Annotated in this window: 19 protein-coding genes; 11 read left to right on the top strand and 8 right to left on the bottom strand. The window is 69.7% G+C overall.

All coding sequences use genetic code 11. The annotated features are described in order from the left end of the window. Positions 1–248 precede the first annotated feature (248 nt). Together HS104_27865 and HS104_27860 are read left to right on the top strand one after the other, a co-directional pair. Positions 249–5,246 carry a VWA domain-containing protein gene (locus HS104_27865; GenBank protein MBE7483768.1) on the top strand — a complete coding sequence of 1,666 codons (4,998 nt, stop codon included), beginning with the start codon at positions 249–251 and terminating at the stop codon, positions 5,244–5,246. Positions 5,247–5,362: 116 nt separating this feature from the next. Continuing rightward, positions 5,363–6,556 (top strand): hypothetical protein, encoded by a 1,194-nt coding sequence (locus HS104_27860; GenBank protein ID MBE7483767.1) that lies wholly within the window; start codon positions 5,363–5,365, stop codon positions 6,554–6,556. 77 nt (positions 6,557–6,633) lie between these two features. Here the strand turns inward: HS104_27860 and HS104_27855 are convergent, their stop codons facing one another. The 3 genes from HS104_27855 to HS104_27845 are packed head-to-tail and all read right to left on the bottom strand — an operon-like array spanning position 6,634 to position 8,304. After that, the gene (locus HS104_27855; GenBank protein ID MBE7483766.1) at positions 6,634–7,512 is read right to left on the bottom strand and encodes an SUMF1/EgtB/PvdO family nonheme iron enzyme; all 879 of its coding nucleotides are present in this window, start codon (positions 7,510–7,512) and stop codon (positions 6,634–6,636) included. Positions 7,513–7,522: 10 nt separating this feature from the next. Then, complete coding sequence (locus tag HS104_27850; GenBank protein ID MBE7483765.1) at positions 7,523–8,059, bottom strand: helix-hairpin-helix domain-containing protein; 537 nt, start codon at positions 8,057–8,059, stop codon at positions 7,523–7,525. A 5-nt stretch (positions 8,060–8,064) separates the two neighbouring features. Further along, a complete protein-coding gene (locus HS104_27845) occupies positions 8,065–8,304 on the bottom strand; it encodes a hypothetical protein (protein MBE7483764.1) in 240 nt (79 codons plus the stop codon). Between the two features lie 168 nt (positions 8,305–8,472). On the opposite strand from HS104_27845, the gene HS104_27840 reads away from it, so the two are divergent. From HS104_27840 to HS104_27825, 4 genes are read left to right on the top strand one after another with little or no spacing between them, the layout of a single operon-like run. Next, positions 8,473–9,972 (top strand): hypothetical protein, encoded by a 1,500-nt coding sequence (locus tag HS104_27840; protein MBE7483763.1) that lies wholly within the window; start codon positions 8,473–8,475, stop codon positions 9,970–9,972. Positions 9,973–10,009: 37 nt separating this feature from the next. After that, complete coding sequence (locus HS104_27835) at positions 10,010–11,074, top strand: DUF362 domain-containing protein (protein ID MBE7483762.1); 1,065 nt, start codon at positions 10,010–10,012, stop codon at positions 11,072–11,074. A gap of 43 nt (positions 11,075–11,117) precedes the next feature. Continuing rightward, positions 11,118–11,528, top strand: coding sequence for a hypothetical protein (locus HS104_27830; GenBank protein ID MBE7483761.1), 411 nt, complete (start codon positions 11,118–11,120; stop codon positions 11,526–11,528). Positions 11,529–11,583: 55 nt separating this feature from the next. Beyond that, positions 11,584–12,276, top strand: coding sequence for a hypothetical protein (locus HS104_27825; GenBank protein MBE7483760.1), 693 nt, complete (start codon positions 11,584–11,586; stop codon positions 12,274–12,276). A gap of 219 nt (positions 12,277–12,495) precedes the next feature. Here HS104_27825 and HS104_27820 read toward each other — a convergent pair whose 3' ends face one another. The 4 genes from HS104_27820 to HS104_27805 form a co-directional block, all read right to left on the bottom strand. Beyond that, complete coding sequence (locus tag HS104_27820; protein ID MBE7483759.1) at positions 12,496–12,735, bottom strand: hypothetical protein; 240 nt, start codon at positions 12,733–12,735, stop codon at positions 12,496–12,498. A gap of 115 nt (positions 12,736–12,850) precedes the next feature. Further along, positions 12,851–15,355, bottom strand: a complete 2,505-nt coding sequence (locus HS104_27815; GenBank protein ID MBE7483758.1) for an SUMF1/EgtB/PvdO family nonheme iron enzyme — start codon at positions 15,353–15,355, stop codon at positions 12,851–12,853. A gap of 58 nt (positions 15,356–15,413) precedes the next feature. Beyond that, a complete protein-coding gene (locus HS104_27810; GenBank protein ID MBE7483757.1) occupies positions 15,414–16,001 on the bottom strand; it encodes a PilZ domain-containing protein in 588 nt (195 codons plus the stop codon). Then, positions 16,001–16,237 carry a hypothetical protein gene (locus HS104_27805; protein ID MBE7483756.1) on the bottom strand — a complete coding sequence of 79 codons (237 nt, stop codon included), beginning with the start codon at positions 16,235–16,237 and terminating at the stop codon, positions 16,001–16,003. Before HS104_27805 ends, HS104_27810 begins: the two co-directional genes overlap by 1 nt. Positions 16,238–16,345: 108 nt before the next feature. On the opposite strand from HS104_27805, the gene HS104_27800 reads away from it, so the two are divergent. The 3 genes from HS104_27800 to HS104_27790 all read left to right on the top strand — a co-directional run bounded on the left by HS104_27800 (position 16,346) and on the right by HS104_27790 (position 21,410). Then, entirely contained in the window at positions 16,346–18,220 is a 1,875-nt protein-coding gene (locus tag HS104_27800; protein ID MBE7483755.1) for a hypothetical protein, read from the top strand. 51 nt (positions 18,221–18,271) lie between these two features. Then, positions 18,272–20,341 (top strand): fibronectin type III domain-containing protein, encoded by a 2,070-nt coding sequence (locus HS104_27795; protein MBE7483754.1) that lies wholly within the window; start codon positions 18,272–18,274, stop codon positions 20,339–20,341. 130 nt (positions 20,342–20,471) lie between these two features. Next, positions 20,472–21,410: a hypothetical protein gene (locus HS104_27790; GenBank protein MBE7483753.1), complete on the top strand. Its 939-nt coding sequence runs from the start codon at positions 20,472–20,474 to the stop codon at positions 21,408–21,410. A 6-nt stretch (positions 21,411–21,416) separates the two neighbouring features. Here the strand turns inward: HS104_27790 and HS104_27785 are convergent, their stop codons facing one another. After that, positions 21,417–22,364, bottom strand: a complete 948-nt coding sequence (locus tag HS104_27785; GenBank protein MBE7483752.1) for a YihY/virulence factor BrkB family protein — start codon at positions 22,362–22,364, stop codon at positions 21,417–21,419. A gap of 45 nt (positions 22,365–22,409) precedes the next feature. Here HS104_27785 and HS104_27780 point away from each other — a divergent pair, with 45 nt between their 5' ends. Beyond that, positions 22,410–22,826 (top strand): YjbQ family protein, encoded by a 417-nt coding sequence (locus tag HS104_27780; protein ID MBE7483751.1) that lies wholly within the window; start codon positions 22,410–22,412, stop codon positions 22,824–22,826. Then, positions 22,826–23,317 carry a hypothetical protein gene (locus HS104_27775; GenBank protein MBE7483750.1) on the top strand — a complete coding sequence of 164 codons (492 nt, stop codon included), beginning with the start codon at positions 22,826–22,828 and terminating at the stop codon, positions 23,315–23,317. The genes HS104_27780 and HS104_27775 overlap by 1 nt, the downstream gene beginning before the upstream one ends. The last annotated feature ends 4 nt before the right edge of the window (positions 23,318–23,321 follow it).

Here is a 23,321-nt window from a genome sequence, read left to right as displayed (position 1 = left end):
GCCGACACTCAGTGGTGACCTGAAGCGGCGTCGTTGATGCCGAGAACACCTACATTGACCGAGGGCTAACTTCGTGGAGAATCGACAACGATGGGGGCGCGCTTGCGCTTCCGTTGGAGGGAGCCATGCATGAGCCGCAGAGCCGCAGAGCCGCAGAGCCGCAGAGCCGCAGAGCCGCAGAGCCGCAGAGCCGCAGAGCCGCAGAGCCGCAGCATGGACGATGGATCCTCGCCGCCGTCATCGTTCTGATGGTGGCGCTCGCGCCTTCTCGTGCTCTCGGCCAGATCAACGTCGCGCTGAGTTACTGCGCGCCTGATCTCGGCCACGGCTGCGACGGCCAGAGTCCCAGCAACTGCCCGCAGTTGCTCAAGGGCTACAAGGGCACCGGCACGGCGAACAGCCCGAGCGCGCGCAAGCTCAGGGTCGTCCTCGCGTACTACGTCGGCGCGACCGCGAACAAGGCCGCGGAAATCGCGGGGACCGATCGAATCGAGATCTGCCGCGTCAAGTCGATCAACGAGGTCGAGTGTCCGGGGGTGGTGCCTTGGCTCGTCTACGACAAGAACGTGCCGGGGACGAGCATCAATCCGAACACCGTAGCCCAGGGCTTCACGCTCGCGGGGCCTCAGCCGGCTCGTCTGATCCCCATCGACTGGGCGAGCCCGGCCGAGGCGGAGACTCACCTGATGGTGAGAGTGAATAGCGGTGGCACCGTCCTTGGCGACGTCGGGGCTCACGGAGTGTGCGCGAGCTGGAGGCAGCTCGCCGCCGACCCACCGGGCGGCAGGTTCCACGTATTCGGCGTGAGCCCGACGACTCTGCCCTTTCTCCACGCCTGCACGGAGGGGTCGAAGCTCGATTGGAGGGGAGGGCTCCTGGGACACGTTCCGCAGCGCAACGCGTGCTTGTCGCCGGAGGTAGCTGACTACGTGCGACTTGCATTCCGTGCCATTGATGACGCACAACGGACCCAGATCCAGCGTGGGCTACTCGTACCCGATCTGAGCTCGCCAGTGGCACCGCTCCCCACCGCCGCCAAGGCCGCCTGGTTCAACGGCCGCGACGCTGCTGGCGTGGCGTTGCCTACGCGATTGCTGCTCGGACCGAACCCGGCGGGTGGACAGTTCGATTGGGGCGCGCTCCGCATCAATGTCGATGCCATCCGCAACATCCAGCCGGGGCTCTTGCCGCACCAGTCCCTCACGGGAGCGGCGATTGACGCGCTGGACCTCAGCACCCACGAGTACTTCCACGCCCTGCAGGTCGCGTGGGGGCGAGAGGTCCCGACCAGCAACGTCCACATCAACGGCTTCATCAGCGAGGGGCTCACCTCGTCCGTCGAGCACAACCTCTGCCTCGCCGGCTTCCCCGGCGCGAGTGGCTACCCGGCGACGGACGTCCGCCGTACCTGTGTCTCGGCGGGGAAACTGGAGACGAAGCCGAAAACCCGGGGGCCTTACACCAGCGACGAGCTGTTCACGATCCCCGCGCTGGACGTGCTGAAACGCGAGTACGAGTCGGCGCTGTTCTGGCGGTACTTGCAGGAACAGTTCTCATACACGGTGGGGCAGCCTCCTCATCCGTCGGGACCCCCCTCTGGAATCGAGCGCAAGACCTCGACGCTCGACCAGCGCTCATCTGACGAAGGTATCGATCTGGTCGGCCAGATGTTCCTCGGGTTCGCGGAGTCGGTCTCCGCCAAGCTCTCGACCCCCACGGCCATCAACAAGGTGCTCACCAGTCTCCTGGGCCGGAGCCTGGGCGATGCCATGTTCGACTTCCACACCGCGCTGGTGCTCAAGGAGTACACGGACACCGACCCGCGCTGGCGCTTCGAGTGGACGCACGGCTACGGGTTCCACAGCGCCATCCCGCTCTCGGACGGCAAGCCGTTCGTGATCGGTCCGCAGCTCACCAACAACACCTGCGACGTTGCCCTCAACGACCCCTGCGACAATTTGCCGCGAGCGTTCCGAATCATCGACACCTGGCAGCCCGGGCCGACGAAGAAGGAGCTCCCGGCGGGTGCCGGCGTCTCGAGCGTTCAGCCGGCCGGCGTCGGAGCGCGCGGTGCCGCGTTCCTGTCGGTGCGACCTGCGCCGGGTTGGGTCGGCAAGAAGCTCTACTTCCGGGCGGAGGTGCTCCCGGAGTCCAACGGGCCTCGCATCCGGGTGTTTCGAATCGACCGCCAGTCGTCCACCCAGCTCGTCCCCAAGCCGGTTTGTCAGCTCGGATCGGACGGCGAGTGTCCAGGGGTGCAGCTCTCGACCGGCTCGCTCTTCTTCGGCGTCCCGGTGACGGTCGGGGCGAGCACGGAGGAAGTCGTCGTGGTGGTCAGCGGCGGCTGGGGTCCGTCGAACTTCACCTGGTCGTTCGGCCCGGTCTCGGAGCAGCTCGCCATCGTCGATCCCGTTCAGGCGACTCCGGCGTTCGCGGGCAACAAGTTCGCGCGCAAGAAGTTCCTGGTGAAGCTGAGCTACCGCGATGCGGAGAACCACCCCATCCCGCTGCAGAACGTGTCCCCCGAGGACTATGACGTCAGCGTGCCCAACTGCGCGGCGGCTGGCACGACGGGCTGCAAGCTGGAGCCGTGGGTGGACTTCTACCCGTTTCCGCTGACGGGCGGGAACGTGCTGATGGTCACGTCGCTGCCGGCGGCGTTCTACCCGGCAGTCGCGAGCGATCTGGACCTCCAGGTATCCATCAACGGCACCAAGGCGTCGGCGCCCGGAGCGATCAAGATCGGGCTCGGGTCGGAGGCCGTCGTGTTGGCCCTCGACCGGAGCGGCAGCATGCTGGGCGATCGACTCGAAGCGGCCAAGGTCGCTGCACAGGTTCTGGTCGACTCCTTCGCCCCTGCGAGCGGATTCCCGACCACTTCCGCGGGCGTCGTCACGTACGGGAACGACGCCACCACGCTGCCGATCGGGCCGAGTGGCATGGAGTTCGTCGGGGTCGGCAACGTGGCCGCGATCAAGTCGGAGATCGGGAAGGTCTCCGCATTTGGCGCGACCAGCATCGGCGACGGGCTGCTCGAGGCGCAGTCCCTGTTGGCGCTCCGCTACGACCCGCCCGCGACGCTGACCGCGGACCGCCATCTGATCGTCGTGCTGTCTGACGGCAAGAACTCCGCCGCCGCCGATCCAGCTGCATACTACCTCGCAGCCCAACCACCCGCGGGCGACGGCAACGGTCCGTGGCCGAGTCTCCCCCTGGGCAGGAAGCCGCGCGGCGGAGTGCCCGGCCTCCGGCTCCCCGTCGTTTCGAGCATCGCCTTCGGACAGGACGCCGACCTCTCGGAGCTCGATCACCTGGCGCGGCTCACCGACGGTACCCTGGTGTACGCGCCGAATCCGCCGACGTCGCTCGCGCTCGCGACCCTCGATGTCTCCGACGCGATGCTCTCGGCCTACGGAACCAGCTCCCGTTTCGAGCGGGTCGTGTCGCGGCGCGCGGTTGGCGGGGCGGCTCCCGTTGTCTTTCCCGTCGATGCTGGCGCGCACGAGCTGCGGGTGACCGTCGTCTCGACGGAGGCCGAGGTCGCAAAAGGCAAGCTCGTCTCGCCGTCAGGCAACGAGTACGTGCCACTGCTGGTGAACGCCGCCGAATCCACGGCGACCTACCGTGTCCCAGATCCGGAAGCAGGGTCGTGGATGGCCTTCACTCGACCGGGGGCGGAGACGTCGGAGCCGAACGTGCTGGTCGAAGCCAGCCTCGACTCCGAGGCGCAGATGTTCGCGACCGTGGACGTGGCAGACGTCTTGCCTCTTGGTGACGCGGGCGGCGCGGGTGAGCTCACCGCATGGGTGGGCTTGGACGTGGCGCTGCGCGCCGTGGTCATCGACCAAGCGCCCCTCACTCGCTGTGTCGTCGACGCGACGGTGACGCTCCCCGACGAGGTGACGCGTGTCGCGCTGCGTCTCCACGACGACGGCAAGCACGAAGATGGCCGCGCCGGAGACGGCATCTTCGGGGTGCCGTTCCACCAGACCAGCCTCCCGGGCATGTACGCGGTTCGGCTCTTCGCCACCTGCGCAGTGGAGCCGGGCGACGCTCGAGTCGTTCGAGAGCGGCAGCAGGCGTTCGTGCTGGCGCGGCTGCCGGATCTCGACGCCGACGGCCTCCCGGATCGCTGGCAGCTCCGCTACGGGCCAGCGGTGGAAGCGGACTCGGACGTGGACCGGGATGGCCTGACAGCGGCCGGCGAGTTCCAGGCCGCAACGAACCCGCTCCTCAGCGACACTGACGGCGGCGGTGAAGCGGATGGGTCCGAGGTCGCAGCGGGCAGGGATCCGCGCGATCCGTCCGACGACGCGATTGACTCGCCGGTCGTTGACCCACGAGCAGGGAACGGGGTGGTGTTCCTTCCCGCGGGCATGGGCGCGGCGGAGACCGCCCTGACCGTCGAGCGTGCCGGGGACGAGCGTGGCCCCTTCGTTCCGGTCCTTGGCGCTCGAGATGGAGAGTCGCCGTTCGTGGTGGTCCCCGCGCCGAACGGTCAGCGCGTCTGCTATCGCATGCGCGCCGAGCGTGGACCCGTGATCAGCGGCTGGTCGGACGTCGAGTGCGCGACGCCCAACGTCGATCCGGTCCCGCCGGTCGTGCGCGTCACGAGCGGCCGGGTAGTGTCTCGAACCCGCGACGTGAGCCTGGAGCTCGAGCTCGAGGATCCCAGCTCGGCTACCCACGTCCACCCGACCGTCGAGCTCGGAACCGTGGTCTCCGGCGTGGTCGAGCTGCGCTACTCGTTCGCCGGCACGCCCATCGACAGCGTGGCGTGGCAACCGGCGGTAGCCCACTTGGACCTCCGCCTACCAGACGTCCCGGCAGGAGAGATCCACGTGCAAGCGCGCGACCTCGCCGGAAACGTCAGCAAGGTAGTGAGGATCGGGTTCCGCCGCTTGCTCGACAGCCGCGTCGATCGGGCGATCGCCGACGAGGAACGCGCCGAAGACCAGCTCGATGCCGGCGATCTTGCTGCAGCCAAGGCAGAGATCGTGGCCTCGCTGCTGAAGCTCGACGAAGCCGTGTTGGCCTCCCTCGCGCGGCTGTCCCAGTCGAAAGGCGCGAACCTGGACGAGGTGCACGTGCTCACGAGACTGGTGAAGGTGAAGACGCTGAAGCTGACCTGTGTCGCGCTGCTGAAGGCAAAGACCCTTCACCTCGCCAACCAGCGACTCCAGGAGGCGCTCGCCCTCGAGCTCGAGCTCGCCGAGTTTGCCGAGGAGCGGGGGCTGCCGCTGTGAGACGTTGGGCGTGTCTCGGCACCGCAACCGCGCTCGCGTGCCTGAGCTGCGGCGAATCGGCCGACAGTAACGGCGATGGCGGAACCGGCGGCGCGCCGCCGAGTTGCTTCGATCTGGTGTTGACACCGGCGGTGCTGGGTGAGCCTGGCCGTTGGCACTGGGTTTCGGACGCGCTCCCTGCCGCGCTCTTCTCCAGCCCCGGCGGCCTGAGCGTCGCATGGGTCGCGTATCGCTTCCAGCCGGAAGGGAAGACAGGCAAGTATACCTCGGAAGCGACGGAGCAACTCGTACTCACGACCGTCGCTCCCGACGGTGCCGTATCGCATGAGACCTACGCGCTGCTGCCTGACAGCGCCCTGTTCCCCGAGGGCGAGATCAGCTCGGTCGCCGCGAGTCCCGACGGAACACTCGCGGTGGGATACGGGTTCCGAGAGGCAGGGATCTGGCGTCAAGAGGTAGCCTTGCTTCGAGCTGGTGAGGGCGAGCCCTTCGCGCGCGTGAAACTCCCGACCGCAAGCGCGGCAGACGACGTGGGCTTCCAAACGCACGCCGCCTGGGATGGCGAAGCGTTCGCGATGCACGCCTACGGCATCCCGCCGCAGTTCAGCCTGTTCGTGGCGAGGGTCAGCGCCGAAGGAGAGCTGCTCCTGCCGTTCACGCGCTACGGCGAGACCGTCAACGTCGGCTACGGCCCGCTGGGGCACAAGACGGCCACCAGCCCGGAGAGCGGGCGCACATTCGTCTTCGATGACTTCGCGCTCCTGAGTGGACACCTGCGAGACGGGGCACGGATCCCCGGGACCGACGGCGGCCCGAAGGCCATCGTTGCCGCGAACGTCACATGGCCGCCTTCAGAAGCGCTGGCCGTCGCTGCGCACGCTGCCGGGGGGTGGGCGTCGTGGTTCGTGTCACCTGGGGCTCTGTCTCCATTCGTACCGGTGCAGCCCCTCGATTTGGATGGGAACCCGGCGGGCCCCGCCCTCGTGATTCCTGCGAAACCGAACCCCACCGAGAGCGTCATGGGCATGGCCCTCCTGCCTCTCGGCGATGCGCTGACGGTTTTCATGGCGACACAGGTCGACATCCATCGCTTCGACTTCGACGGATCGGGCGTCGGCAAACCCGTTGGACTACTCGGAGGCGCCGACCAGGGTGACATCGACATCCGCCAGATGGCCGCCGTCCGCTGGAACGGCGAGATCTGGCTCGCCTACCACCAGGCCTCGTACGCGATCCACGTCCGTCTGGTGAAGGCCACGCCAGGATGCGTGTACGTCGCCAAGCCGCCCGGCTTGCCCGACGGGACCTGAGCCAGCGCGCGGCAGCCCCTCACGAACGAGCGGGCGGCGCATCGATAGGACGAACGCGTTGCCCCGGCAACCCGGCTTCAGCTCGGGTCCTTGCAGCAGCGAAAGCTGACGAAGTAATAAGTGAACTCCGGCTCGTGGCTGGTCGTCACCGGCCGGCAAGCGTTGCGTACGTGGCCCCAGGCGCCGCCCTTGAGCGCGGAGAAGCGGCCCTTCTCTTCGGGTCGGTCGCGGTCGGCGAGCACCCACTCGTCCACGTTGCCGGTCAGGTCGAAGACGCCGAAGTCGCTGACGCAGCCGGGCTTCGACCCGCTGGGCACGCTCTGGTCGAGGCGCGCGAGCTCGGCGTCACGCACGCCGGGATCGGCGGAGTAGATCTTCTTCAGGCTGGGGTTCACCCAGGGGTTGTCGATGTTGCATTTCTCCGCCGAGCGCTCCCAGCCGTAGGGGAAGGGCTTCTCGCCGGGGCCCTCGCAGGCCGCCGTCCACTCGCTCTCGTAACACAGGCGCTTGCCCTTCGCGGCGCACAGCCCGCTCGCGTCGTAGAAGCTGACCATCACCGGCGGGTGCGCGTCCTTCTCGTTCGGGTACTCGTAGCGGTCGATGCAGAAGTCGAGGGCGAGCCGGGGGCCTCGACACTCGGTGCTGCCGGGCTCGAAGCGATGGCAGAGCGTGATGTGGTTCGCTTTGTCGTATTCGCTCTTCAGGCAGCGCCGCTCGACCTTGGTGCAGAAGCTCTGCGCGACGTGTTGCATGTCGGCGGGGCAGCGCGTGGTCGCGGCAGTGGACGAATCGGGGACCGATGCGTCCGCCGTCGCGGTTGGCGCGGACGCGTCCGGTGGCGGCGGCGGAGCGCCGGGTCCGACCAGCGCCGGCTCGGGCTCGCTCGGCGGCGGGTGAGCCGTCGCGCAGGCCCAACAGGCGAGGCCGAGGAGCGCCAGGGAAGCCGTGCGGAGCACGCCGCGGAGCCTAGTCCAAAACCTTCGCGTCGCCCGCGCCGCCGTCTGTTGCGCCCTCCGCCTTCGGCGCGTCGAGCACCACCAGCGGGGTGATGCGCTTGAGGCCGCGCACGCCCAGACCGCGCACGCGCAAGAGATCGCTCACGCGCCGGAAGCGCTTCAGCCGCCCCCGCAGCTCGACGATGGCCCCGGCGCGCCGCTTGCCGACCCCCGGCAGGCGGCGCAGATCCTCGACCTCCGCCAGGTTCAGGATCACCTTGCCGTCGGCCGTGAGCGCCTGGCTCGGGCCGCGGCCGCCGTCTCGCGCCGCCGCGCCGCCGGTGCTCGCTCGCTCCGGCGGCGCTTGCTCCTCGCTGCCGAGCCAAGCGCCGCTGGGCTCCGGCGCGGCGCCGCGGGCGACGGCCACCCCGCCGTTGCCCAGCACCATCGACGCTGCACCGATGCCGGCGAGCCCGGTGAGCAAGGCCGCGATGCCGGCGACCTTGAGCACGACCGGCAACCAGGGGCTCCGCGCGCTCGGCTCTGCTCCTGTTTCCGGGGTCGTCATGGCGTTCACCCGATCTCGGCGACGGCGTCGGGCGCCGGCTGACCGTTCCGGCCGCTGAGCAGCGTCAGGTTGCCGTCGCGCGGGACCTGATCGCGGATCTGCAGCTCCCCGGTGACGGGCACCGCTTCCAGCTTGATGTTGATGGACCCGTCGCGGTTGACGAACCCGACGCCGATGCGCGTCCAGTGGTTCTTGCCGTTGCGCTGCGTGATGACATAGGCGACCTTCATCTTGGACTCGTTCATGGGGCTATCCTCCGGGGCCGCGGCGACGTGCCGTGCGCCCACGCGCGGGGGGATTGCGAGCGCCGTGCCAGCGTCGGACACCCGGAAAAACCGGGAGAAACGCGCAGCGCAGGCTGGCGAAGCGCCGCTTCGCCAGTGGCGATCGCCATGTGCCATGATGCCGGCCCGATGGTGACGCCGCGCGGACAGCGAGAGCTCGAGCGCACGGCGAGCTGGCGCTCCGTGCGCTCCGGGCTCGGCTGGCTCATCGGTCTGTGGCTGGTGCTGACCCTCGCCGGCGTCGGCGTGCAGCTCCAGTCGATGCGGCTCGCGCCGGCGGTCGCCGCGAAGGACCCCGGCGCCCTGGTCGTGATGACGATGGTCTCGATGGGCTACCAGGCCTTCTACTTCCTGGTCTCCCTCGGGTTGGTGGTGGCGCTCCTGCGCGTGACGCGCGTGCCGCCGGCGACGGGCGCCGTCACCCCGGCGCTGGTGGCCACGGCGTCGTTCGTGCTGGTCGGCCTGCTGAGCTTCGCGCTGCTGTTCGGCCTGGGCGGCGGCTCCTCCGAGGGGATCTCCGGCAAGCAGATGTGGGTGCTGGTCGCGGCAGCGCGCGCCGCCGGGCTCACGGCGTTGATCTTGGCGCTCACGCGCATGTCGAGCTTCCTCGGCGCGCGCGTCCCGCAGGCCGTGACCGGCGCCGCCTTCGCTTTCGTTGCCGTCGACACCGGCGTCCCGCTCTACCGGCTGCTCGCCTCCGCGGCGGACGCGCAGCCCTCGGGCCAGCGAGCCTTCCTCCTGGTCATCCAGATCGCGCTGGCCGCGCTGGTGATCGACTTCTCTCGCCGGGTCCGCCGCGCAGCCGCCAGCTTGGCGAGCGCCGAGCTCGAGGCGCCACCCGAGCCCGAGCCGGAGGACGAGGACGACGAGGAGGAAGCCGAAGACGAGCCCCCGCCCAGCGAGCGAAAGGCCGCGCCCCAGGCGGCGCCGCCGCCGTCGGGCGTCGCGCAGAACCTGGTGGCGCTCCTGGTCTTCTCGATGCTGGCGCTGTTTCCACTCTGGGACGCCGTGACGCAGGCCCAGTCCGTCGGCGCGCTCACCGACGCGGTGCGCGGCGCGCCGGGCACCGAGACCCCGAGCACGACGCTGCTGTTCGGCGCGGGCGCCGTGTTCGCCGCGCTGCTGGTGCGCAAGCTCGTCGCCACCTCACCCTACGGCGCCCGGGGCGTGTTCGCGCTCGCGCTGCTCGTCGCGTTTGCCTACGCGGCGCCGCGCGCGTACGACGCCGCGCTCTGGCGCTCGCACCAGGTGGACTCGTGGCCCGTGTGCGAGACCGGGCTCGACGTCGAGGGCAACCTGCCGAACGTGGAGAGCATCTATCGCGGCCCCTACGACGGACCGCGCTTGCCCACCGGCGAGCCTTGCACTCTCGCCGCCGAGCGCCGCGACCAGCACGGCATCAACGCACCGCGGGGCGAGTTCAGCGACGGCATCGTGCAGATCGGCACGCGCTTCCCCGACGACCGCCGGCGCGTGCTTTGGGGGGCGCTGGGCTGGCTGCTCGTGAGCGGCCTCGCGGCGACGCTGATCTGGCGTGCCGCCGCGGCGCCGCGGCCGGCGCTCGAGAAGGATCGCCGCGACGTCGATGAGCCCGTGTCCGAGACGAGCCCCGAAGACGACGGTCGCTAGTTTGCGGGACCTCGAACCGCGTGTTACCCGAGAAGGCATGACCTCGGTATCCCGCCGCTCTCTGCTCGCCGGCGCGGCCGCTGCCGCTGCCGCCACCACGACGCTGGGCAAGGTCGCCTTCGCCCAGGAGCCCTCGCCGCTGGTCGCCAAGACGCCGAAGAGCTTCGTGGCCCTCGACGTGCCCGGCAAGGTCGTGAAGGTCAGCGCCAAGGGCGACTTCAAGGCGACCATGCAGCCGAACCTGCTCTGGCCGAAGGCCGACGTCGCCAAGCGCCTGCTCGAGAAGGCGATGATGGAGCTCACCGGCGCCTCGAACCTGGTCGAGGCGATGAAGAAGTTCATCAGCAAGGACGACGTCGTCGCCATCAAGCCCAACGGCATCGCCGGTCAGAAGGGCGCGACCATGGCGGTGAACTTCGAGCTCATCTTGCCGGTGGTCGAGGCCGTCATCGCCCTGGGTGTGCCGCCGGACAAGGTGATGGTCTTCGAGCAGTACCCGTCTTACTTGTCGGGCTGTCGGGTCAACGTGCGGCAGTTCAAGCTCCCCGCAGGCGTGCGCACCGCGACGCACAACAACAACGACCACCCGATGCCGGAGATCAAGGTCTACCAGGGCGTCGGCACGAAATACTGCAAGCAGCTGCTCGAGGCCACGGCCGTCATCGACATGACTCAGATCAAAGATCACTCGATCTGCGGCTACACCGGCACGCTCAAGAACATCACCCACGGCACCATCAACAACCCCCACCATCACCACGCCCACCAGGCGAGCCCCCAGATCGCGATGCTCTACAACCATCCGATCGTGACCAGCCGCGTGCGGCTGCACATCACCGACGCCTTCAAGGTCACCTACGACAAGGGCCCGCTGGACAAGGATCCGAACACCCGGCTGCTCCAGGGCTCGGTCTACGTGGCGACCGATCCGGTGGCGATGGACACCGTGGGCTGGCAGCTCGTGGACGCGCTGCGCAAGGAAAAGAACCTGAAGAGCCTGAAGGACAGCAAGCGCGAGCCCCGCTACATCCGCACGGCGGGTGAGCTCGGGCTCGGCGTGGCCGATCCGAACGCAATCCGCCTCAAGACCTTCGAGGTCTGACCGGGCTGGACGGCTCGGGCCGGTTCGCGCGATCCTTCGTCCCATGCGGCTCTGGGTCGTGCTCCTCGCGGTCGCCTGTCAGGGCCCACCTGCTGCGAAGCCGGAGCCGGTCGAGGCGAGCGCCGCGCCCATCGTGTCGAGCGCGCCGGCCCTGACGAACGCGCCGCCCGTCGACGCCGCCCCGGCCGAGGAGGAGGCGGCGAGCCCCGAGGACGCGGCGCCGCCCGACGACGCGGGCGCGCGCGACGCGCGCCTGAAGACCTGCTGCTCGCGCTTCGGCCCCTACGCCACCGGTTACGTCGCCGATCGCGGGCCGAACCTGAACCACGTCGAGGCCAAGTGCATCGCGCTCTGGAAGAGCGGCAAGACCCTGGCGGAAGCCGAGCCGGAGCTCAGGAAGATGGCCCAGAAGGAGCGCTGGCCGCTGGACAAGCTGTGCCAGGCCGGGCCGTAGTTGGCGCCCGCCGGCGGCCGGTCCATCATTGTCTCTGGTGGCCCGTCCAACCCGCATGGCCCGCGCGCTCGTCTTCGTCGCTGCGCTCCTCGGCGTCGGCTGCGGGTCCACGGGCGCGCCCAGCCAGCCCCCGGGCGTCCCGCCGCGGCCGAACACGGTGACCGTCGCCGAGCCCGGCGGTGACGCCCACGACCCGCACTGGGCCGCCCTCGAGCGTCAGGTGACGGAGCCCTGGGGCGAGCGCGACGACAAGGACAACCAGCTCCTGGTGCCGCTGCCCGACACGCCCAAGTGGAAGCGCGTGCGCTACTGGGGCGTGGATCACTTCCTGGGCTTCCGCTACGGCGACGATCACCACGTGATCGCGCTGGCCTTCGTGCACGACGTCGAGCCGGGCGTGCCGACCGACAGCAAGACCTGCATCCGGCGCTTCGAGTCCTGGGCCCGCACCCAGTCGAAGTCCTTCGAGCCCAAGCTCGACGCCATCGGCGAGCGCAGCGCCAAGTGGCGCGACAAGCCTCTGAGCATCCATTTCGTGGACGGCTACGCCGACGTGGGCTTCTCGCGCCGGGAGTTCTCCGCCGCCTGGGCGGCCTATCCGGCCTACCCGGACGCCTGCCTGATCTACGCCGTCGCCGTGCCCTGGCGCGATCAGCCGGAGCAGGCCCGCAAGGTGCGCGATCGCTTCTTGACCGAGGCCTTCGAGCGGGTGAACCCGCTCACGCCCGCGAAGGCCGTGCGGAAGTAAGGCGCACCTCTGCCACGTGCGCGCTGAGCTGCGAAGCCCGGCGCGTCGAGCCAGAGCCCGTCAGTGTGCGACCCAATCCCCGCGCCTGCGCTCGCGGAAACGACGGTCCGCGGACATCGTAGCGGGTACAGTCGAGCTGTTCGGCGTGGGCTGACCGCCGAAAAGACTCGAGCCCGCGACGCTCGGCGCCGCGGGCTCGGAAGATGGGCGCGCTGACGTTCAGCCGTCGCGGGTCAGCATCGACTGCGCGATGCTGATCGACTTCTGCGCCTCGGTGATGATCGAATTGACCACCGTGGGCAGCTCCGGCGGGCCGGGGTTCGGGATGTTGGGCTTGATGCGCTCGAGCCGGGCGGTCACTTTCTGCTGGATGGCCAGCACCTTGTTCAGACGGCGGATGATCCCGGGGCCGTCGGTGGCGGTCTCGTCGCGGTCGTCGATGTCTACGTCGGTGGGCATGCTCGCTTCCTCTCGCACCGGCCACGCGCCGTCCTCGCGGGCGCCGGTGCTCCCTCGTTGAGCTGGACGGGCCGCAAGTCGAGCCGGAGGCGGAGCGAAACGCAAGTGAGAAGCGTCACGACCGCTCGGTCGCCATCCTCGAGCTCGACTCGGGCGCGAGAGTCAGCACCAGTCGCAGCCCGATCCAGGCGCCGTGTTGCCGAACGGCCTGGGTGTAGCGCATGGGTGAGGTTGCGGTCGCGGTGGACCAGCTTCCCCCCCGCCAGACCACCACGCGGTAGTCCACGTTGCCACTGTCTGCTTCGGTCAAACCCGGCGGCGGAAGCCCGTCCGCGGCCGTCTCGGTCCAGTCGCCGACGCCGCCGCACAGGTCGCGCACGCCGCACGGCGACTCGTCCCGCAAGAACGCGCCCACCGGCTCTGGGTGCGGCGGTCCGTTCCTCGACTCCCTCAATTTCGCGAACGCCGTGTCCAGCTTCATGCCCATCGAGAACGGCCGGCCGTCCGCACCCCGCATGGCCTTCTCCCACTCGCTGTCGGTTGGCAGCCGATACGGCCGGCCCGTGCGCCTCGCCAACCAGGTCGCGTACGCGCGCGCCGCGTTCCAGCGGATCCCCACCACCGGAAGGTCGAGCTCCCGGCCTGGCGGCAGGTACCTGCGCGCGTCTCCCGACACCCAGAGCTCCGTGTTCCAGCTCCGCGTCTCCGCCGACCACGCCTCGATGCCGTCGATGATCGGCACGCGCAGCTTCCGCTCCTCCGCGTCGAGCTCGTTCAAGTACTCCCCGTACTCCCGCAGCGTCACCGGGAAGCGCCCGATGGCGAAGTCCGGCAGCTCCAGCTGCTCGAGCTTCGCGCCGGTGCCACCCAGAAACGGCCCCCCCGGCACCAGCACCATCCCCTCCGGGATCTCTCCCGGCTCGGGCACGCGCAGGTCGAGCAGGTGGCGCTCTGCGCGCCGGATGAGCAGCGGGTACCGGACCTCTCGCCCGCCGAGGGTAGCCGTGACCAGGTACGACCCAGCGGGAAACAGGCCTGCGTTCACCGGTGCGCAGCCGAGCTCGCGCCCGTCGGTGAGCACCAGCAGCGGGCCGCGCCGCGTGTAGCGCGCGATGCTGAGCTCCGCCCCCGCGGGCCGCGACACGATCTCGAGCTCACCCTGGTTCGCGAGCTGGGCGGCCAGCTCGCCGTCGTCGTAGGCGCGCGCGAGATCCAGGTACTGCGCCATGCGTTGCTCGTCGCCGGCCTCCTCGGCCTCGAGGAACTGATGCCAGTAGAGCTGGGAGAGGCCGAGACGGGCCGGCCCGTGATCGCTCACTCGCCCGAGCGCGCTGGTGAACGCGGCGCTGGTGCGCGCGCGCTCCCGCGCCGCTTCGGCGCGCAGCTCGCGCGCCCGGGTGGCGAGATCCCACGCCGGCTGCTTCGTCTCGGCGTCGTGCCAGGGCTTGGCGTCTGCCAGGAGCGCCTCGGCCCGCTCCTCGAGCTCCCGCGCTTCCCGGCTCAGGGCCTCGAACCGCGCCCGGGCGGCGTTGCCCTCCTCGGCGTACGCCTGGGCCTCGCGCTCGCGCTCGACGCGGGTGCGCTCGGCGTCCAGGTAGTCGTCCACGGCGTTCGCCAGCACGCGCGCCCGCCCGGGCCGGCCGGTGCGCGTCGGCGCCAGGCAGGCCAGCGTGAGGTCATCGAAGAAGCTCGTCACGCCGGAGCCCGGCTCGACCTGGCTGGGCGGCTTTTCCAGCTGCTTCTGGCGGCGGCTCATCACGCCGCGGATGCTCTCGTCGTGGAAGGGCCGCTGGCCGCACAGGATCTCGTACAGGATCACCCCGAGCGCGAACACGTCGGTGCGCGCGTCGAGCTCCTCGCCCAGCAGCTGCTCCGGCGGCATGTACGCCGGCGTTCCGGCGATGTTGGGCCCGTAACCGCTGCGGCGCACGTCGCTGCCCTCGATCAGGTGGGCGATGCCCCAGTCCACCACGTAGACCTCGCCGAACTCGCCGACCGCGATGTTGTCGGGCTTCAGATCGCGGTGCACCACGCCGCGGCTGTGGGCGTAGTCCACCGCCAGGCACACCTGGCGAAAGATGCCGAGCAGCTGCGCCAGCGGGACGCGATCGCGGTTCGTGCCGTTGTTGTCTTCGAGAACCTCGCGCAGCGAGCGGCCGCGCACCACGCGCATGGTGTAGAAGGGGCGGCCGTCGTCCGCGGCGTCCAGGTCGTACACCGGCACGATCGACGGGTGCTCGAGCTGCGCGCAGGTCTGCGCCTCCGACACCAGCATCGTCGCGTGATCCGAGTCCGCCACGCGCAAGAGACGCTTCTGCGCCACCGGCCGCCCGAGCACGCGGTCGAAGACCTCGTCCACGCGGCCCATGCCGCCTTTGCCGAGCTCGCCGAGCAGCTCGTAGCGCACCGTTCCGGCAGACTTCGGCAGAGCCGCGGGCGGCGCCGACGAGGCGTCCACGGTCAGCACCTGGTGCACCGAAGGGCGCGGTCCGCTCTCGGCTCCGGCGTCGAGGGTGACCGCGTCGCCGGCCGGCAAGGTCGCCACCCGATCGCGGAGCAGCGTGCGCGCGACGTCCGCCGGGGCGAGCGCCCGGCGATTCCCCTCGGGACCCTCTGGCATGCGGCCGGAGGCTAGCTCGCGCCGAGACTGCACGGCAATGCGCGCCGCCGGCACCGGCTCAGTCGCCGCCCCGCGCCATGGCCAGGTAGCGGTCGATGCGGCTCTGGACCTGCGGCTCGACCTGCCGAAACGCCAGCCCCGCGCCCATCGGGTGCGCGTACACGACGCGGGCCGAGAGCGTGACCGGAGGGTCCTCGTGCTCCAGGCGAAACGACAGCTCGAGCTCGTCGCCGACGTTCAGGGTCGCCAGCGTCTCGATGAAGATGCCGCGGGAGCTCAGATCGGAGCTGCGGCAGGCGCCCAGGTCCGCGACCTGGACGTCGCGGATGAACGACACGCGCTCCTCGGTTCGCGTCGGCGGGCCAGCCGCCGGCGGCGGCTGGAGCGACGGCCGCGCTCGGTTCTTCATGTACCAGACCAGGGCCTCGGTGGCGGTGCGGGCGTTCTTGAGCTGCTGCTCGCTGGCGCCGGTCTGCTCGGCGCGGCGCAAGAAAGCGTCCACCTCTTCGACGCCGAAGTGCTCGGGCGGAACCCCTGGGAAGGCGGCCAAGAACTGCCGTGCGATCTGCTGGTAGGCCGCCACGAAGGGCTCCGGCATGGCGCGCGAGCGGACGAAGGCGACGAACTCCGCGACCAGCGCTTCCATCACAGCTCCGCGACGATGCGCGCCAGCGCGTAGATCACCAGCGCGGTGACCCAGATCGCGGCCCGGCGCTTCATCCCGGCCTCCATTCCCCAGTAGGGCGCCAGCGGCGGGACCAGGAACGCGACCGGGCCCCGCCAGCGCGGCCGGGCGAGCGCCAGCCCGAACGCCAGGGCGACGTGCGCCGTCACCAGGGCGGCGAAGGAGACCACGAGCGCGATCAGGACCACGGCGTCCACGACCCTTTCGAGCCTAGCCGAAATCCCCCGCGGCCCCATGTTTCCCGAGATTTTCCGGGGCGCGTCTTTTCGGAACCCCCGCTCGGTCCCCTGCTAGACTGCCCCACCGTGCGTTTCACCACCTTGCTAGCTTGTTCGGCGCTGTTCGGGCTCCTGGCACCGCTCCCGGTCCTCAGGAGCGCCCAGGCCGAGGGCACCGCGACCCGTGCCGACGTGATGCCGGTGAAGGACATCAAGCCCGGCATGAAGGGCTACGGCCTCACCGTGTTCGAGGGCACCAAGCCCGAGAAGTTCGACGTCGAGGTGATCGACGTGCTGAAGAACTTCCGGCCCCGGCAGGAGCTGATCCTGGTCAAGACCAAGCACCCCCGCCTCGAGGTGGTCAAGGTCGTCGCCGGCATGAGCGGCAGCCCCATCTACGTCAACGGCAAAATGATCGGCGCCTACGCCTACGGCTGGACCTTCGGCAAGGAGCCGGTCGCCGGCGTGACGCCGATCCGCAACATGCTCGACGAGATGGAGCGACCGCTGCCGAAGACCATCGACGGCTGGCCGATCCACGCGCTGCCGCGCGCCGACAAAGCCAAGCAGAAGCACGCCTCCCGCGGGTCGAGCCAGAACCGCTTTGCCGGCAGCCTCGCCGACTACGACGTGGGCGCGCACGCCAAGCAGATGGCGAAGCGCCAGCAGAAGGCCCACGGTGGCTCGGGCTCGGCCACGCCGGTCTCGACGCCGATCATGATCGGCGGCATGACCAGCGGAGCCGTCGAGCTCGCCAAGGAGCTGCTCTCGCCGCTGGGGCTCGAGCCGCTGCAAGCCGGCGGCGGGGGTGAGATCGAGAAGGACGCGCCGACCAAATACGTGGACGGCGGTGCCATCGGCGTCGAGCTGATCCGCGGCGACATGAGCGCGCAGGGGCTCGGCACGGTGACGCGCGTCGAGGGCGACAAGCTCGTGGCGTTCGGGCACCCGATGATGGAGTCCGGGGTTACCGCGCTGCCCACCGCCATCGGCCGCGTGCTGTGGTTCCTCGCCAGCGACATGCGCTCGTTCAAGATCGGCATGCCGGTGCGGCCAGTGGGGGCGCTGGTCGCCGACCGCCAGGCCAGCATCGTGGTCTCGCACTCGGCCAAGGCCCCGGTCATCCCGGTCAAGATGAAGATCAAGGGCGTCCCCGGCGCGCCCGACCAGGAGTGGAATTTCGAGGTCGCGCACGAGAAGTTCATGACCCCGGCGTTCCTGGCCATCTCGCTCGGCAGCGCGCTGCAAGCGACGGCGAACGAGAAGCAGGACGTGAGCTGGACCGCGAAGAGCAAGCTCCGCGTGAAGGGTCACGGGACCATCGCCCTCGAAGACTTCGGCGTGAGCATCGGCGGCACGCCCGACCCCGGCGAGTTCATCCGCTCGAACCTGTCCCGCGCGGTGGGCAGCTTGCTCAACAACACCTGGGAGCCGGTGATCATCGAAGGCGCGGAGATGGAGATCGAGCTCAAGTACGCGCGCGAGATCCTGCGCTTGCGCGGCGCCGAGCTCCTCGATCCCGAGGTGGACGCCGGCGAGAGCGCGCGCATCAAGCTGACCCTCGTCCCCTACACGGGCAAGCCGATCACGAAGGTCGTCAGCGTGCCGCTCGGCAAGCACCTGGCCGGTCGGACCGTCTCGCTGGAGATCGGGCCCGGCTACCTCCAGCGCAAGGAGCTCGCGGATCCGGAGAACGTCCCGGAGCTGGTGAGCAACCTCCAGAACCCGCTCTTCCCGGTGAAGAGCATCGTGGTCTCGTACCAGGATCAGGACGGCGCGGTCGCTTACAGGGGTCGCGTCGCCAAGCACCTGCCCCCCGGCGCGCTGGACGCCATCCGGCCCACGACCACCTCGGTCGCTCCCGACTCGTTCCGCTCCGAGACCCGGACGGTGATTCCGCTGGGCGAGTTCATGGTCGGGCAGGACCGCGTGGACGTCGTCGTCAAACCGATCTTGCGCTGAGATTGCTGCTCCGAAGACCCGTGAAACACGATGGAAGGTAAGGACACGGCCGTGGCTTTTCAGATGAATCCTTGGGCAAAGAACACCGCTCGCCGACTCACGGCGTTTTGCATGTGCGCCGGCGCGCTGCTGTCGGCGTCAGGCGCCGCTGCCGTGGGAACGCGCACCTTCCAGCTCGACAAGGGCGAGGATTTCAAGGGCGGGGACCTGAAGGGAGTTGCCATCGACTCGAGCGGCAAGGTCCGCGCGGGTCTCTCCCTGGGCGCGAGCGCCGTGACGGAGGCCTCGGCGATCTGGGCGGTGCTGCCCGAGAAAGACGGCGGCTTCCTGCTCGGCACCGGCAACGAGGGCAAGCTGCTCCGCCTCAAGGCCGGCAAGGTCAGCACCGTGGCCGAGACCAAGGCCTTGGTCATCACCTCGCTGGTGGAGGCCTGGGGCGGCACGGTGGTCATGGGCACGATGCCCGACGGCAAGCTGATGAAGCTCGACCGCGGCAAGGTCACCGACCTGGTCAGCATCAAGGGCGTGGAGCACATCTGGAGCGTGGCCTTCGACAAGAAGTCGAACAGCGTCTTCGCCGCCACCGGCCCCGAGGGCAAGCTCTACCGCGTCGATCAGACCGGCACGGCGCAGGTCTACTTCGACGCGGCCGAGCAGCACTTGATGAGCGTTGCGGTGGCCCCGGACGGCACGGTCTACGCCGGCGCCAGCGACAAGGCGAAGCTCTACAAGATCACCGGGCCCGGCCGCGGCAGCGTCATGCACGACTTCGGACGCACGGAGGTCAGGGCGATCAGCGTGAGCGCGAAGGGCGAGGTCTACGCCATCGCGAACGAGATCCAGTCGGGCGCTTACGCGCCTCCGCGGCGCTCACAGCCGACCCCCGAGGCGGCCGGGCCCACCGCCAAGCCGCCGAAGACTCGCGGCAAGGGCGTGCTGGTGAGCTTCGAGGCCGACGGCACCCCGGACATCCTGCTCGACGAGAAGGAAGAGCACTTCACCAGCCTGGCGCTGGGCGACGACGGCAAGCCCTACGTCGGCACGGGCGCCGAGGGGCGCGTCTACACCGTGGACGACGCCCACAACTCGGTGCTGGTCGCCGACACCGAGGAGCGGATGATCGGCGCGCTGGCGCTCTCCGGTAAGAACAAGTTCGTGGCTGCGAGCGATCCGGCCGTGTTTCACCCGGTGCGCGGCGTCGGCGGCACCGACAGCGTCTGGACCAGCAAGGTGCTCGACGCCGGGATCCGCGCCAAGTGGGGCAGGATGAGCTGGGTCACCACCGGGGCGATCGAGGTCTCCACCCGCAGCGGGAACACCAAGGAGCCGGACGACACCTGGAGCGCCTGGGGCAAGGGCCTCGGAGCGCCCGGGCCGGTGGACGCGCCCACCGCGCGCTACCTCCAGGTGCGCGCCCGCTGGAACAAGGACGCCGGTGCGGTGCTGTCGGAGCTGAGCATCCCGTTCGTCACCGACAACCTGCGTGCCGTCATCACCAGCGTGGACGCCGGCACCAAGTCGTCGGACAAAGGCGGCGAGAGCGTGCCGCAGTCCGGCGGTCCGGTGGACGGCAGCGCCAGCAGCAAGGTTTCGCTGTCCTGGAAGGTGGACAACCCGGACAAGGACAAGCTGCGCTACAAGGTCGAGTACCGGCTCGTCGGGACCACGACCTGGTACGACCTGCTCAAACCCAAGGAGAAGCTCACCAGCGAGAGCTACTCGTGGGAAACGTCGGATCTGCCGGAAGGCGAGTATCGCGTGCGGGTCACCGCCAGCGACGAGCTGTCGAACCCGCCCGGGCGCGTGCGCAAGCACACGCTGGAGAGCGGCGTCGTCTTGGTGGACAACACTCCGCCGCGCATCGAAGGTCTGGCCGTCACCGGACGGCGGGTCAAGGGTCGCGCCATCGACGGCGTCGGTCCCATCAAGCGCATCGAGATCAGCGTGGCCGGGTCCGACGAGTGGTACCCCTTCGAGCCGAAGGACGGCATCTTCGACGAGCAGAGCGAGGACTTCGAGGCGGACATCTCGAGCTTCGCGCCGCAGGGGGCAGCGTTGGTCAGCGTCCGCGTCTACGATCAGGCCAGCAACTTCGTCGTCCGCAGCGTCTCGCTCAAGTAGGCCGCCGCCGGCGGTCCCGTGACACCGCTGTCATGGGGTAGGGAAAGAGGCGCAGCTGCCGCCGCAGCTTTTTCCGTGCGGCACGCGGCATGCTCCACGCGGTCCTGCTACATTCCCAGGGCGTCCCTCGATGGGTCACCTCCTTCGCTCCTTGCTGGTCATCGCCGCGCTCGGCTCGCTCGCCGCCCTTTCGGTCGTGAGCTGCACGGCCGTGGACGAGCAGGCCGCCGGGGGAGCTGGGGGCAGCTGCGTGGGGCCGTCCTGCAACCCCGAGGACGCGGGCCGCGACCAGATCGTCGCCGACGTGCCGGTGCCGGACAGCGCTCCAGACGCCAAGCCTTCGAGCGTGAGCCCGCTGTGCGGAAGCGGGTGCCTGCCCGACGACGCGGATGCTCCGGAGTGCGCCGCGAGCCCCGGTGAGGAGCCTCCGAGCGGCGACGACGCGGGCGACGCCGACCCCAGCGACCCCGACGCCGCGCTGACTCCGCCGGCGAAATACGCCTGCGTCGTGAAGAGCGTGAACGGCAAGCCGAGCGCCGAGTGCGCGCTCGCCGGAAGCGGCGAGAACGGAGCCCCGTGCGTGACCGAGGAGAGCTGCGCTCCTGGCCTCGCCTGCGTCAGCGACGGCACCACGGCCGCATGCCGTCAGTATTGCTGCGAGCAGACGACGACCTGCGCGACTGGGGCCTTCTGTGCCGAGCGCCCGCTGGCCGCTACGGCGGGGCAGCCGGCGCTGTCAGTTCCGGTGTGTGTGCCTGCGGACGATTGCAGCCTGGACGAGCCCTATCCCTGTCCGACGGGCAAGCAGTGCAAGTGCAAGAGTGGGACGGCCTGCGCCATCGTCAAGGAAGACGGCACCACCAGCTGCGTCGTGCCGGGCGCCGGACGCGCCGGCGAAGCCTGCCCCTGCGCCGCCGGCTACGTGTGCTCCAAGTCCACCAACACCTGCCTCAAGCTGTGCTCGACCACCGCGGTCAAGACCGAGTGCGGCACCGGCAAGTGCCTCAGCGTGGCGGGGCTACCGACTGGGTTCGGCGTGTGCGGGCTGGGCAGCCTCGACGGCGGCTGAGCTCAGTCAGACCTGGCTCGCCCGCTTCGCCGCCCTCACGGCCAGTCGCACGGTGCTGGGCGGTGCGATGCGCTCGCCGCCTTCGAGCTGCGCGTTCAGCTCCGCTCCCAAGAGCAGCGCGGCGCACCAGATCCAGAGCCAGGCCAGCGCGATGGCCACCGCCGCGAGGCTGCCGTAGAAGACCGCGAAGCTCTGCAGGGTCCGCGCGTAGTAGCCGAATGCGCTCGACGCCAGGCCACCGATGGCCACGGTCACCACCGTACCGGGCCAGATGCGCCGATTCAGCCCCGGACGATCGACCGCGATGCGGAAGAACGCGGCGAGTGCCAAGGTGGCGCCGAGCAGCGCCACCACGATGCTCACGAGCCGCTCCGCCGGCCCCACCAGCTGCTCGCCGGTGCGCAAGAAGCCGAGCATCTTGGAGGGGCCTCCGGCGATGGCCACGGCCAGCACGGTGATCCCGGCGAACAAGAGATTGGTCACCAGCACGCAGGCGACGGCGATCAGTCGCTTCTTCCACCACGCGCGGCGCTTCGCGCGCACCGCGCGCTCGAACACGCTCATCAGCATGTAGAAGGCGTTCGAGGCCATCCACAGCGAGCCCAGCACGGCGAACGGGGCCACGGCCCCGCCGGAGAAGCGTTGGAAGTTCTTCTGCACGATCTCGTGGATCTCCAGCGGAGTCAGGTTCATGTACAAGGACATGATGTCCAGGGCGTCTCGGCTCTGGCCCAGAAGGTTGGCCGCGAGCCACCCCGCCAGCGCCAGCATGGGGATGGCGGCCAGGAACAGGTTGAACGCCATCGCGCTGGCGACGCGCCCGGCGCTGTGGCGCGCCATGCCCTTCCAGAGCGAATACAGCCCACGTCGCGCCGGCCCCCGGTCGCAGAAATCGACCACGGCTTGCTCGGCGCGCCGCACCAGTTCGTCGGTCTTCGAGCTCAGGCGTTTCATGGCTCGGGGCTTGCTCGGTCGGGAATCATCGCATACGAAGCCCCCGTGGCGGTACATCAGGAGACGATCGAGGTTCGCACGACTGGCCGCGGCTTTTCCGACCTGACCCGCTCGGTGCAGGCGGTCGTGGATGCCAGCAAGGTCCAGCTGGGGTTGTGCACGGTGTTCGTGCAGCACACCTCGGCCAGCCTGGTGATCCAGGAGAACGCCGACCCCGACGTGCTCGTGGACCTCGGGGCGTGGCTGAGCGAGCTCGCGCCGGAGTCGCGCCGCTGGGTCCACGACGCCGAGGGCTCGGATGACATGCCGGCTCACGCGCGCTCCGCCGTCACCAAGACCTCGGAGAGCATCCCGGTGCGCGATGGCCGGCTGGCCTTCGGCACCTGGCAAGCGCTCTACCTGTGGGAACACCGCTCCCGTCCCCACACGCGGCGCCTCGTAGTCCACGTCGCGGGGGAGTGATGCAGACACCTCCGACCCCTGCTGCCTTCGAGCCCGAGTTCCTGGCGGACCTCCCCTACGACCCGACGGTGCTGCTGTTCGATCGGCTCTTGGCGGTGGACGCCGAGCAGAATCGAGTGATCTGCCGCATGCCGACGGATCGGCCGATCCCGTTCATGGTCGACCAGCGCGCCCACCCCGAGAGACACCCGCGTCACGTGGCGGGCGCGGCGATGATCCATGCCACGGGCATGCTGGGCTTCGTACACGCCTACTACCTGCTCGGCCTCCGGCACCGGGAGGGCTGGATCGGCTATGGCACCCACATCCACGGCGCGACCTTCCGCAAGCTGGTCCCGCCAGGCGCTCCCATCGAGTGCTCCTGCACCGCCACGAAGGTCCGCCTCGGGCGCTCGCGCCACATCGTGCGCTACCTGTTCGAATTCGTGCACGACGGCGACGTCTGTTACACCGGCGACCAGAGCGCGGTGTGGTCGCGGGTCAGCGGCTGACGTA

The sequence above is a fragment of the Polyangiaceae bacterium genome (genome assembly GCA_015075635.1).
GTDB lineage: Bacteria > Myxococcota_A > Polyangia > Polyangiales > Polyangiaceae > JADJKB01.
This window is presented reverse-complemented; position numbering and strand designations above follow the sequence as displayed.

What these genes read in the sequence shown, in the direction of transcription:
- HS104_27865 (MBE7483768.1), top strand. Translation starts at nt 249, where the DNA reads ATGGTGGCGCTCGCGCCTTCTCGTGCTCTCGGCCAGATCAACGTCGCG.
- HS104_27850 (MBE7483765.1), bottom strand. Translation starts at nt 8,059, where the DNA reads ATGACGACCCCGGAAACAGGAGCAGAGCCGAGCGCGCGGAGCCCCTGG.
- HS104_27845 (MBE7483764.1), bottom strand. Translation starts at nt 8,304, where the DNA reads ATGAACGAGTCCAAGATGAAGGTCGCCTATGTCATCACGCAGCGCAAC.
- HS104_27840 (MBE7483763.1), top strand. Translation starts at nt 8,473, where the DNA reads ATGGTGACGCCGCGCGGACAGCGAGAGCTCGAGCGCACGGCGAGCTGG.
- HS104_27835 (MBE7483762.1), top strand. Translation starts at nt 10,010, where the DNA reads ATGACCTCGGTATCCCGCCGCTCTCTGCTCGCCGGCGCGGCCGCTGCC.
- HS104_27830 (MBE7483761.1), top strand. Translation starts at nt 11,118, where the DNA reads ATGCGGCTCTGGGTCGTGCTCCTCGCGGTCGCCTGTCAGGGCCCACCT.
- HS104_27825 (MBE7483760.1), top strand. Translation starts at nt 11,584, where the DNA reads ATGGCCCGCGCGCTCGTCTTCGTCGCTGCGCTCCTCGGCGTCGGCTGC.
- HS104_27820 (MBE7483759.1), bottom strand. Translation starts at nt 12,735, where the DNA reads ATGCCCACCGACGTAGACATCGACGACCGCGACGAGACCGCCACCGAC.
- HS104_27815 (MBE7483758.1), bottom strand. Translation starts at nt 15,355, where the DNA reads ATGCCAGAGGGTCCCGAGGGGAATCGCCGGGCGCTCGCCCCGGCGGAC.
- HS104_27810 (MBE7483757.1), bottom strand. Translation starts at nt 16,001, where the DNA reads ATGGAAGCGCTGGTCGCGGAGTTCGTCGCCTTCGTCCGCTCGCGCGCC.
- HS104_27790 (MBE7483753.1), top strand. Translation starts at nt 20,472, where the DNA reads ATGGGTCACCTCCTTCGCTCCTTGCTGGTCATCGCCGCGCTCGGCTCG.
- HS104_27785 (MBE7483752.1), bottom strand. Translation starts at nt 22,364, where the DNA reads ATGAAACGCCTGAGCTCGAAGACCGACGAACTGGTGCGGCGCGCCGAG.
- HS104_27775 (MBE7483750.1), top strand. Translation starts at nt 22,826, where the DNA reads ATGCAGACACCTCCGACCCCTGCTGCCTTCGAGCCCGAGTTCCTGGCG.